General features: G+C 64.7%; 10 protein-coding genes. 4 read left to right on the top strand and 6 right to left on the bottom strand.

The genetic code is table 11. The features are described 5' to 3' along the window. The 4 genes from B3873_RS25230 to B3873_RS25215 all read left to right on the top strand — a co-directional run. Positions 1-498 (top strand): SDR family oxidoreductase (locus B3873_RS25230; protein ID WP_286869785.1); only part of this gene is annotated, 498 nt, incomplete at its 5' end. 45 nt (positions 499-543) lie between these two features. Continuing rightward, on the top strand, positions 544-1,557 hold the full coding sequence (locus B3873_RS25225) for a dihydroxyacetone kinase subunit DhaK (RefSeq protein ID WP_286869783.1): 1,014 nt from the start codon (positions 544-546) through the stop codon (positions 1,555-1,557). Beyond that, the gene (dhaL, locus tag B3873_RS25220) at positions 1,554-2,204 is read left to right on the top strand and encodes a dihydroxyacetone kinase subunit DhaL (RefSeq protein WP_134221557.1); all 651 of its coding nucleotides are present in this window, start codon (positions 1,554-1,556) and stop codon (positions 2,202-2,204) included. The genes B3873_RS25225 and dhaL overlap by 4 nt, the downstream gene beginning before the upstream one ends. Before the next feature lie 24 nt (positions 2,205-2,228). Continuing rightward, on the top strand, positions 2,229-3,317 hold the full coding sequence (locus tag B3873_RS25215) for an alcohol dehydrogenase catalytic domain-containing protein (RefSeq protein ID WP_286869780.1): 1,089 nt from the start codon (positions 2,229-2,231) through the stop codon (positions 3,315-3,317). On the opposite strand, the gene B3873_RS25210 is transcribed toward B3873_RS25215, so the two are convergent. From B3873_RS25210 to B3873_RS25185, 6 genes are all read right to left on the bottom strand, one after another. After that, the gene (locus B3873_RS25210) at positions 3,314-4,867 is read right to left on the bottom strand and encodes a methyl-accepting chemotaxis protein (RefSeq protein ID WP_286869777.1); all 1,554 of its coding nucleotides are present in this window, start codon (positions 4,865-4,867) and stop codon (positions 3,314-3,316) included. The genes B3873_RS25215 and B3873_RS25210 overlap by 4 nt on opposite strands. A gap of 236 nt (positions 4,868-5,103) precedes the next feature. Beyond that, positions 5,104-6,657 carry a methyl-accepting chemotaxis protein gene (locus B3873_RS25205; RefSeq protein ID WP_286869775.1) on the bottom strand — a complete coding sequence of 518 codons (1,554 nt, stop codon included), beginning with the start codon at positions 6,655-6,657 and terminating at the stop codon, positions 5,104-5,106. Between the two features lie 231 nt (positions 6,658-6,888). Further along, positions 6,889-7,926: an L-idonate 5-dehydrogenase gene (locus tag B3873_RS25200; RefSeq protein ID WP_209532097.1), complete on the bottom strand. Its 1,038-nt coding sequence runs from the start codon at positions 7,924-7,926 to the stop codon at positions 6,889-6,891. 27 nt (positions 7,927-7,953) lie between these two features. Next, positions 7,954-8,748, bottom strand: a complete 795-nt coding sequence (locus B3873_RS25195) for an SDR family NAD(P)-dependent oxidoreductase (RefSeq protein WP_121044245.1) — start codon at positions 8,746-8,748, stop codon at positions 7,954-7,956. 71 nt (positions 8,749-8,819) lie between these two features. Beyond that, positions 8,820-10,373, bottom strand: coding sequence for a gluconokinase (gene gntK / locus B3873_RS25190; RefSeq protein WP_286869771.1), 1,554 nt, complete (start codon positions 10,371-10,373; stop codon positions 8,820-8,822). A gap of 60 nt (positions 10,374-10,433) precedes the next feature. Next, the gene (locus B3873_RS25185; protein ID WP_414651573.1) at positions 10,434-10,553 is read right to left on the bottom strand and encodes a hypothetical protein; all 120 of its coding nucleotides are present in this window, start codon (positions 10,551-10,553) and stop codon (positions 10,434-10,436) included. Between the last annotated feature and the right edge of the window lie 6 nt (positions 10,554-10,559).

The raw sequence follows: 10,559 nt of genomic DNA, 5'->3' as shown, positions 1-10,559 counted from the left end.
GACGTGCTGGTCAACAATGCCGGCGTGGCCTTGTTGCAGGAGGCCGAATCGGCCACCTGCACCGACTGGGACCGCACCATGGCCATCAATCTGAAGGCCCCCTTCCTGCTGGCGCAGGCGGTGTTTCCGCTGATGCAGCGCCAGCAGGGCGGACGCATCATCAACCTCGCCTCGCAGGCCAGCGTGGTGGCGCTGGAGCGGCATGCCGCCTACTGTGCCAGCAAGGCCGGACTGGTGGCGCTGACGCGCGTGCTGGCGCTGGAATGGGCACGCCACGGCATTACCGCCAATGCCATTTCACCGACGGTGGTGGAAACCGAACTGGGCAAGCAGGCCTGGGCCGGCGCGGTGGGGGTGGCGATGCGGGCGCGCATACCCGTGGGCCGCTTCGCCCAGCCCGACGAAGTGGCGCATCTGGTGGCCTATCTGGCCAGCCCGCAGGCGGCCATGATCACGGGCGAGAACATCCTCATCGATGGCGGCTACACCGTGACCTGACGCTTTGTTTTTGCAGTGGACCGACGTTTTTCCAAGGACTGATTCATGACTCTCAATCGCATCGTCAACAACCCCGACCTGGTCGTCGAGGACATGCTGCGCGGCGTGCTGGCCGCGCATCCCGGGTTGTCCGCCCACCCTGACAATCCGCGCGTACTGCGCCATCGCAGCGCCGGCACGCCGGGCCGCGTGGGCATCGTCACCGGCGGCGGCTCCGGCCACGAGCCGGCCTTTCTCGGCTACGTCGGCCAGGGCCTGGTCGATGCCGTGGCCGTGGGTGAAGTGTTTTCCTCACCCACCGCAAAATCCTTCATGGACGCCTTCCAGCTCGCCCATGGCGGCCAGGGCATCGCCTGCCTGTATGGCAACTACGCCGGCGACAACATGAACGTCAAGATGGCCATCAAACTGGCCGAACGCGCCGACATCCAGGTGCGTACCGTGGTGGCCAATGACGACGCCGCCTCGGCACCGCCCGACCAGCCCGGCAAGCGGCGCGGCGTAGCCGGTGAAATCCTGATGTGGAAAGCAGGAGGTGCGGTGGCCGCGCAAGGCGGCACGCTGGATGAAGTGATACAGGCCGCGCAAAAAGCCATCGACAACACGCGCTCCATCGGCATCGGCCTGTCGGCCTGCACCATCCCGGCTGTCGGCAAGGCCAACTTCACGATCAAGCATGGCGAGATGGAAGTCGGTATCGGCCATCACGGCGAGCCGGGCGTATCGGTGCAGGCCGTGGTTCCAGCGCGCGACATGGCGCGCCTGATGCTGGACAAGCTGCTGCCCGACCTGCCCTTCGCGCGTGGCGACAAGGTCGCCGTGCTGCTCTCGGGCCTGGGAGCCACACCACTCATGGAGCAATACATCCTCTATGCCGATGTCGCCGATGGCCTGCGCGAAGCCGGTCTGGAGGTGGCGCACAGCTTCGTGGGCAATCTCTTCACTTCGCTGGAAATGATGGGGGTGACGCTGACCCTGATGCGCCTGGATGCGCAGCTGGACCAATGCCTGGCCGCCCCTTGCGACAGTATCGGCCTGCGCCAGGGAGGCCAGCCATGAACTCCGGATTCGACATGCGCCAGGCTGCCTGGGTGGTACAGGATCTGGTGTCGACCATCAACCAGCACCGCGATTGGCTGAGCGAAGTCGATGGTGCGATCGGGGATGGCGACCACGGCATCAACATGAGCAAGGGTTTCAGCCTGTGCGGTGAACGTCTCAAACAAGATCCCGAAACCTCGCTGGCGGCGGCCCTCGATACGCTTTCGATCACCCTGATGGAAGGCATCGGCGGTTCCATGGGTCCGCTCTACGGCAGCTTCTTCATGGCCATGAGCACGGTGCTGGAAGGCCAGCCCACACTGGACCGCCAGCTGTTCCTGAAGGCCCTGGACGAGGGCATTGCCGCCGTGCAGGCCATCGGCGAAGCCAAGGTCGGCGACAAGACCCTGATGGACAGCCTGATCCCGGCACGCGACGCCTTCCGCCTCGCACTGGGCCGCGACCTGCCCTTCGCCGCCTGCCTGCAGGCCATGCAGCACGCTGCCGACACCGGCCGCGATTCGACCCGCGCCCTGCAGGCCCGCATCGGACGCGCCAGCCGGCTGGGGGAGCGTTCCATCGGCGTGCTTGATGCCGGTGCCTGTTCCTGCGCGCTGATCCTCGGCAGCCTGGCCAAATCGCTGCAGGCCGGCCTGCCCCACTAATCCCCAAGCAAAGGACATCCCATCATGCATTTCCATGACGACGACATGCTGGCCGTGGTCTGCCACGCACCACGCGACTATCGCCTGCAACGGGTCAAGCGGCCGGCGGCCGGTCCCAATGAGGTCATCATCAAGATCGCCTCGTGCGGCATCTGTGCCGGTGACTGCAAGTGCTTCGCCGGTGCCGCGCGCTTCTGGGGCGACGAGGTCAAGAACAAGCCCTCCTATGTCAAGCCACCGGTGATTCCCGGCCATGAATTCTGGGGCCATGTGGTGGAGATGGGACCGGGCGCAGCCGAGCACCACGGCGTGGCCATGGGCGACCGGGTGATCGCCGAACAGATCGTGCCTTGCGGCAAGTGCCGCTACTGCAAGACCGGCTATCGCTGGATGTGCGAGGTGCATGATGTCTACGGCTTCCAGCGCCAGGTGGCCGAGGGCGGCATGGCTGACTACATGCGGCTGTCAGCACGGGCGGTGATCCACAAGATTCCCGAGCACATCTCATTCGAAGATGCCGCCGTGACCGAACCGCTATCCTGCGCCATTCACGCGGTCAACCGCGGCGACATCCAGCTCGATGACGTGGTGGTGATTGCCGGTGCGGGCACGCTGGGCTTGCTGATGGTCCAGGTGGCGCACCTCAAGACGCCGAAGAAACTGATCGTCATCGACCTCTCCGACCAGCGTCTGCAACTGGCACGTGAATACGGGGCCGATATCGTCATCAATCCGGGCCGCGAGGATGCGCAGAAGATCGTGCGCGACGCCACCGGCCAATATGGCTGCGATGTCTACATCGAGACCACCGGCGCGCCCGCCGGCGTGACGCAAGGACTGGACATGATCCGCAAGCTGGGCCGCTTCGTGGAGTTCAGCGTCTTTGGCCGCGACACTACCGTGGACTGGTCCATCATCGGTGAAGAAAAGGAACTGGACTTGCGCGGCGCGCACCTCAGCGGAGACTGCTATCCCATCGCCATCGACCTGCTGGCGCGCGGCCTGGTGACCTCACGCGGCATCGTGACGCACAACTATGCCCTCTCGGAGTGGGAAGCCGCCATCAAGATGGCCGACTCGATGGACTCGATCAAGGTACTGCTCAAGCCCTAAGCCAGGCTGGCCTGCATGCCGCGCGCCAGCTGGCACTGGAAGAAACCGACCGAGGAACGCAAGGTGGTGGCCCGGCGACTTAGGTCCTCGGAGGTCACCGCCAGCTCCTCGGAACTGATCGAGTTCTGCTGAACAACCTGCGCCAGCTGGCTGGCCGCGGCGCTGATCTGGCTGACGGCGGCCGATTGCTGCTCCGACGACTGGACGATTTCCTGCACCAGCGCCGAGGTGCGGGCGATGGTCGGCACCATGTCGCCGAGCTGCCGTTCGACCCGGCTGGCCAGGACCGTGTGATCACGTGCGACCTGGTCGATCTCTTCCGCGGCAGCCTGGCTGCGTTCGGCCAGACGCCGCACCTCACCCGCCACCACGGCAAACCCGGCACCATGCTGCCCGGCATGGGCGGCTTCGATGGTGGCATTGAGCGCCAGCAGATTGGTCTGATAGGCGATGTCATCGATGATGGCGATCTTGCCGGCGATCACCTGGATCGCCGCCACCATCTCTCCGACCGTCTGCGCGCACTGATGCGCCTCCACGGCAGCGGCCGAGGCGATCTGGTCGGTCAGGCGGGCATTGTCCGCCGTGGTAAGGATGGCGGTATGGATCTGGCTCAGGGCCGTGCTGGTCTGCGCCACGCCGCTGGCCTGCTCGGTGGCCGCCGTGGCCAGCAATTGGGCCGTGACGCTGACTTCGGCAGCGCTCTCGGCCATGCCCTCGGCATTGCCGCGCACCTCGGCCACTACCCGCCCCAGGCGCTCGACCATCTTGCGGATGGCGTGCATCATGCTGTCGGCACAGCCGGGCTTGAGCCGGATCTGCTGCAACAGATCGCCGTCGGAAAGCCGCTGCATGACCGTGACCACCTCGCCCGGCTCACCTCCCATCTGGTGCAGCAAGGTGCGCGTGAGCAGCCAGCCCGCAGCGATCAACGTCAGCAATACAGCGCCCGCCACGACAGCCACCGACTCCAGCGCATGGCTGATGATCTCGCGCGCACTCAAGGCGCTGGCCTCACCCAGTGCGACGTTGTAGGAACGATGGCGCGCAAAGCTGGCTTGCACGCTGTCGATGGCAGTGCGAAATTCCAGGCCGAGCGCAGTATGGCTGTCATGGACCAGGCTCCTTCCGCTCTCCACCAGCAAGCGGTTGCGGACCTCCTCAAAACCCGCAATGCGGGCATGCACTTCGGCCAGCATGGCACCGTCGGTCTCATCGGAGATGTAGGCATCGCCATAGGTCTTGAGATGCCCGTTCATGCGCGCGCGCAGCTGGTCCATCTCCTGCAACAGGCGGGCACGGTCCGCCGGATCGAGGTTGATGAGGTAGAAGTAGACGCGCTCGCGCATGGCGTTGAAGGCGGCCTGGGCATCGTCCAGAGTGGTCACGCTGGGCACCGTATTGACCTGTGCGTAACTGGCCGCCTCATAGACATTCCCGATCTGGCGCAAGCTGACGATGGCGGTCGCCACCAGCCCCATCGACGCCAGCAGGATCAGCACGAACAAGCGCTGACCGACGGTCAGCAAACGAAACCCGGGCCTGGACATGATTCCTCTCCCCAGAGGCAAGGCTGTGGCTGCGTTGTTGGCGCGCTCCCCTCGCTGCTGCGCGCTGCAGAGCTGTCGATGAAATTATCGCCGGTGAACTGGCTTGTCAATCGGGGCCGCGCTGTCCTCTCATGCGCTGCAAAAGAAAACACCGTCCGGCAACGCTGCGCGACGGCATCCTCACGAGCTCTCATCAGCCCTCACGGAAATCCCCCGTCAGGCCAACGGCACGCGGCCTATGCCAGCCGGGGCTGCATGCCGCGCGCCAGCTGGCACTGGAAGAAACTCACCGTGGTCTGCAACAGTACGGCGCGCCGGTTGAGTTCTTCCGAGGTCACGGCCAGTTCCTCCGAACTGAGCGAGTTCTGCTGGATCACCTGAGCCAGCTGGCTGGCCGCCTGGCTGATCTGGCTGACCGCCGCCGACTGGCTCTCCGAGGAGTGGACGATTTCCTGCACCAGCGCCGAGGTGCGCGCAATGGTCGGCACCATGTCGTTGAGCTGGCGCTCGGCGGCGCAGGCCAGGGCGACGTTGCTGCGCGCGACCTCGTCGATCTCCTGCGCGGCCGACTGGCTGCGCTCGGCAAGCCGGCGCACTTCGGCGGCCACCACCGCGAAGCCGGAGCCATGCTCACCGGCATGCGCTGCTTCAATGGTGGCGTTCAACGCCAGCAGGTTGGTCTGGTAGGCGATGTCGTCGATGACGACAATCTTGCCGGCGATCTGCTGGATGGCATCCACCATCTGCTTGACGGTATCGGCGCAGGCGCGCGCCTCGACGGCAGCGGCCGCAGCGATCTGGTCGGTCAGCCGGGCATTCTGCGAGGTGCTGAGGATGGAGGCGTGGATCTGCTCCAGCGCCGCACTGGTCTGCTCGACGCCGGAGGCCTGCTCGGTGGAGGCGCGCGACAAGGATTGCGCGGTGGCACTGACCTCCTCGGCGGTGCTGACCAGCCCCTCGGCATTGCCACGGACCTCGCTCACCACCAGGCAGAGACGCTCCATCATCTTCTGGATGGCGTGCATCATGCTGTCGCGGTAGCGTGCCTTCACGCTGATCTGCTGCACCAGGTCGCCATCGGACAAGCGCTGCATCACCGTCACCACATCCCCCGGTTCGCCGCCCATCTGCCGCAACAGCGTGCGCGTGAGCAGCCAGCCGGCCCCCAGCAGAACCAGCATGATCCCGCCCGCCAGCAGGCTGACCGTCTGCAGCGCATCGCTGATCATTTCGCGCGCACTGAGTGCACTGGCATCACCCAGCGCGATGTTGTAGGAACGGTGACGGCCGAAGGTCACCTGCACGGCATCAATGCTGGCGCGGAACTCCAGGATCGCCTGCGGCAAGCTGTCCTCGATGCGGTCCTCATCGGACACCTTCAACAGTCGCCGCACCACCTCGTCGAAGGCGACGATGCGCGCCTGGTCATCGGCCAGCATGAGGCCGTCGGTCTCGTCGGTAACATACGCCTCGGCGTAGGTCTTGAGATGCTGGTTCAGGCGTGCGCGTTGCGTCTCAATCTCCTTGAGCAGACGTGCACGGTCGAGTGGATCGGGATTGACCAGGTATTGGTAGATGCGCCCCTGGATGGCATTGAAGGCCGCCTGCGCATCATCGAGCGTGGTCACGCTGGGCACGGTATTGACCGTCGCGTAATTGGCCGCATGGTAAACGTTCTCGATCTGACGCAAACTGACGGCCGCCGTGGCGACCAGCCCTAGCAAGGCCAGCAGGATCAGCACCGACAGGCGCTGACCGACGGTCAGCGTGCGAAGCCCAGGCCTGGACATGATTTCCTCCCCCCAGAGGTAGTACGGTGGCTGCATGAAATGGTGGCCGCCCCTCAGCTTGGCCCCATGCAGATTTGACAACGCAATTATAGCGGGCCGTGACGCTTGTCCATCACTGTCGGACAAACGTTTGCGCGGCGGGCAAAAAAATGCCGCCCGGCAATGAAGCGGGCGGCATCGGTGGGGAAGGCGCTTGGGCGGGGCCATCGGGACCGGCCGCCCGCATCATGCTCAGTCGAAACTGATCTGCACCTTCATCATCTTGGAGCGGTCACCGGCGATCTCGAAGGCTTCCACCGCCTGGGCGATGGGATAGGTCGCCGTGATCAAGGGCTTCACGTCCACCAGCTTGCGGTTCATCAGCTCCACCGCCATGGCGAACTCTTCATGGAAGCGGAACGCGCCGCGCCAGTCCAACTCCTTGCCCACCAGCAGATTGGCCGGGAACTGGATGTCGCCTCCCAGGCCGACCTGCACGATGACGGCTTGCGGACGCAGCGCTTCCAGCGCCCCCACCAGCGCCCGTTCATTGCCGCTGGCTTCGAAGAGCACATCGAAGGTCCCCTTGTCGACGGCATAGGCCTTCAGCGCATCGGGCGTCTCGGCCATATTGATGGCACGATCCGCGCCCACCTGCAGGGCCGCTTGCAGCGGCATGCTGGCGACATCGGTGACCACCACTTCCAGTGCACCGGCGCGGCGCGCGGCCACCACCACCAGCGCGCCGATCGGACCACAGCCGGTCACCAGCACGCGCTTGCCCACCAGCGGGCCAGCGCGGCGCACCGCATGCAGCGCCACCGACAGCGGCTCGGCCATGGCCGCTTCGCCATCCGTGACATGATCGGCCACGATGTGGGCCTGCGAACGTTCGATGATGATTTCCTGACGGAACGCACCCTGCACGTGCGGGGTGCGCATGGCGCTGCCGTAGAAGCGCATGTCCAGGCAGTGGTTCTGCTTGCCTTCCTGGCAGTACTTGCACACGCCGCAGGGGCGGCTGGGCGAGATGGCGATGCGGGTGCCGGGTGCGATGTCGGTGATGGCCGAACCCACTTCGGCGATCTGGCCCGAGACTTCATGGCCCAGCACCATCGGTTCCTTGATGCGCACCACGCCGAAACCGCCGTGGTGATAGTAGTGCAGGTCCGAACCGCAGATGCCGCCGGCCTTGACCTTGACCTTCAGTTGCTGCGGTTGCAGCGGGGCGGACTCCAGCGACTGAATGCGCAGGTCGTGCGGTGCATGGATGACGAGGCCTTGTTGCATGTGTATCTCCGAAATGAGCTAAATGATTTACAAGGTAGCGGTCACGCCGCCGTCCACGTAGAGGATGTGGCCATTGACGAAACGTGACGCGTCGCTGGCCAGAAACACGGCAGCACCGACCAGGTCTTCCACATCGCCCCAGCGGCGCGACGGGGTGCGGCCCACCAGCCAGTCGGTGAACTTGGCATCGTTGACCAGGGCCATGTTCATTTCGGTCTTGAAGTAGCCGGGACCCAGGCCGTTGACCTGCAGGCCGTACTTGCCCCAGTCGATGGCCATGCCCTTGGTGAACATCTTCACCGCCCCCTTGGTGGCGGTATAGGGCGCGATGTTGGGACGGCCCAGTTCGCTCTGCACCGAACAGATGTTGATGATCTTGCCGGCACCGCGCGGGATCATGTGGCGTGCCACGGCCTGGGCGGCATAGAAGACACTGTTCAGGTTGGTATTGACGAGATCGTGCCAGTCCGATTCCTTGAACTCTTCCAGCGGATTGCGGCGCTGGATGCCGGCGTTGTTGACCAGGATGCCGATGGCACCGATCTCGTTTTCGATCTTCTGTACCGCCGCCTTGACCTCGTCATTGACGGTGGCATCGAAGCTGGCTTCATGGATGGTGTGGCCCTCGGCACGCAATTGCGCCGCGACGGTGGCGAGCTTGCCGGCATCGCGTCCGTTGAGCACGATGGCAGCGCCCGCCTGGGCCATGCCGCGCGCCAGCGCCAGGCCGATGCCACCGGAAGAACCGGTGATCAGGGCCAGCTTGCCTTCGAGGGAAAAGCCCTGCAAACCTGCGGGCAACGGGGTGGTCTTGATGGTCATGTGGTCTCTTTCTTCTTGTCGGAAATTTCGTTGTCAAACCCTGCCCTGCCCGTGATGGCGCAAAACAGGACTCAGTGCTGCTTTCCGGTCGCGCGCTGGAAGGCGGCGATGGCGTGATACTCCGCCTCCAGTTTGGCCGGAATGGCGGCAAAGATGGGTTGCAGGCGGCCATAGACGGCGACCGCCTCGGCCTCGGGAGCGTGATGGTTGGTGGAGCCGACCATGCCCGAGCTCACCGACAGCGACGGCAGCAGGCCCAGCGCCCAGGCACCCAGCACGGCCGCGCCCAGGCAGGACGATTCCACGCTCTCCGGTACCACCACTTCACGGTTGAAGATGTCGGCCATCATCTGTCGCCACAGGGCCGACCGGGCGAAGCCGCCGGTGGCCATCATGCGTTTGGTCGGACCGACCAGTTCTTCCAGCGCCGGCAGGATGCTGTAGAGGTTGAAGATCACCCCTTCGAGCGCAGCGCGGATCATGTGGTGCTTGCCGTGATGCAGGGCCAGGCCGAAGAAGGAGCCGCGCAGGTCGGCATTCCACAGCGGGGCGCGCTCGCCGGCCATGAAGGGATGGAACAGCAGGCCTTCCGCGCCGGGCCGCACCTTCTCGGCGATGCGCGTCAGTGCCTCGTAGGGATCGACGCCTTCCTCACGCGCAGCAGCCGCTTCGGCGGTGGCCAGCTCATCACGCACCCAGCGGAAGATGTTGCCGCCATTGTTGACGGGGCCGCCGACCACCCAGTGTTTTTCGGTCAGTGCATAACAGAACAGGCGGCCATGCGGATCGGTGAGCGGCTCATCGATCACGGTGCGCATGGCACCGGACGTACCGATGGTCACGGCCACGTGGCCGATCTCGATGGCGTTCACGCCAAGGTTGGACAGCACACCATCATTGGCACCGATGATGAAGGGCGTCTCCACCGACAGCCCCAGGCGCTGCCCCATCTCGGGCGACAGGGCCGGCAGGCGGTGCGTGGTCGGGACCGGTGTAGGCAATTGTTCGGGACGTACGCCCAGCAATTCCAGCGCGCCCTGGTCCCAGGCCAGCTCGCGCAGATTGAACATGCCGGTGGCCGAGGCGATGGAGTGATCCACCACCCACTGGCCGAAGAGCTGGTACAGCAGGTATTCCTTGATGCCGACGAAGCGCGCGGCCTGATGGAAGACCTCCGGCTTTTCATGGCGCATCCACATCAGCTTGCACAGCGGCGACATGGGGTGGATGGGGGTGCCGGTACGGCGATAGATGGCATTGCCGTCGTGCTCGTGCTTGATGCGTTCGGCCCAGACCGAGGCACGGATATCGCCCCAGGTGATGCTGTTGGAGAGCAGGCGATTGTCGGCATCCAGCGCGATGACGCTGTGCATGGCGGCGCTGAAGGACAGCAGCGCAATCTCCTGCGGCGCAGCCTTGGCCGCCTTGACAGCACCGGCGATGGAAGCCAGCGCGGCCGCGACGATTTGCTCCGGGTCCTGTTCCGCCATGCCCGGTTCGGTACAGAGGACCGGGTATTCCTCTGCATGCTGGGCGACCACCTTGCCCTCGAGCGTGAAGACCACGGTCTTGGTGCTGGTGGTGCCGATATCGACGCCGAGCATGTAGGGTGCGGAAGAGGACATATGCAGTTTCCTTAACAAACAAAGCAAGACGCCCGGACCAGCCGGGCGTTGCGATCAGTCTTAGACGACCAGGTTGAGCAACATGATGAAGATGATAGCAACAACCGAGATCAGCGTTTCCATGACCGTCCAGGTCTTGAAGGTTTCACCGACGCTCATGTTGAAGTATTCCTTGACCAGCCAGAA

Origin of the sequence: Herbaspirillum sp. UBA812 (genome assembly GCF_002296545.1) — a bacterium.
Classification (GTDB): domain Bacteria; phylum Pseudomonadota; class Gammaproteobacteria; order Burkholderiales; family Burkholderiaceae_D; genus Herbaspirillum; species Herbaspirillum huttiense.
This window is presented reverse-complemented; position numbering and strand designations above follow the sequence as displayed.

Bases quoted from the DNA above. Each gene is read 5' to 3' on its own strand.
- B3873_RS25225 (WP_286869783.1), top strand. From the start codon at position 544: ATGACTCTCAATCGCATCGTCAACAACCCCGACCTGGTCGTCGAGGAC.
- dhaL (WP_134221557.1), top strand. From the start codon at position 1,554: ATGAACTCCGGATTCGACATGCGCCAGGCTGCCTGGGTGGTACAGGAT.
- B3873_RS25215 (WP_286869780.1), top strand. From the start codon at position 2,229: ATGCATTTCCATGACGACGACATGCTGGCCGTGGTCTGCCACGCACCA.
- B3873_RS25210 (WP_286869777.1), bottom strand. From the start codon at position 4,867: ATGTCCAGGCCCGGGTTTCGTTTGCTGACCGTCGGTCAGCGCTTGTTC.
- B3873_RS25205 (WP_286869775.1), bottom strand. From the start codon at position 6,657: ATGTCCAGGCCTGGGCTTCGCACGCTGACCGTCGGTCAGCGCCTGTCG.
- B3873_RS25200 (WP_209532097.1), bottom strand. From the start codon at position 7,926: ATGCAACAAGGCCTCGTCATCCATGCACCGCACGACCTGCGCATTCAG.
- B3873_RS25195 (WP_121044245.1), bottom strand. From the start codon at position 8,748: ATGACCATCAAGACCACCCCGTTGCCCGCAGGTTTGCAGGGCTTTTCC.
- gntK (WP_286869771.1), bottom strand. From the start codon at position 10,373: ATGTCCTCTTCCGCACCCTACATGCTCGGCGTCGATATCGGCACCACC.